A 212-nucleotide genomic window follows, 5' to 3' on the forward strand; every position below is an offset into this window, starting at 1 on the left:
CCCAGCCAGTGCTGGACGAGGAAGGTGCCGTGGAAGCCGATGAACAGCGTCCAGAAGGTGATCTTGCCGAGGCGCTCGTCGAGCAGCTTGCCGGTGAACTTCGGCCACCAGAAGTGGAAGCCGGCGAACATCGCGAAGACGACCGTGCCGAAGACGACGTAGTGGAAGTGCGCCACCACGAAGTAGCTGTCGGAGACGTGGAAGTCCAGCGG

The 212-nt window shown here is 62.7% G+C and carries 1 protein-coding gene; it reads right to left on the reverse strand.

The features are described 5' to 3' along the window. The coding region (locus tag KUM38_RS39865) for a cbb3-type cytochrome c oxidase subunit I (protein WP_217137028.1) at nt 1-212 on the reverse strand (212 nt) is incomplete at both ends.

The organism is Streptomyces sp. AC558_RSS880 (assembly GCF_019049255.1).
Taxonomy (GTDB): Bacteria; Actinomycetota; Actinomycetes; order Streptomycetales; family Streptomycetaceae; genus Streptomyces.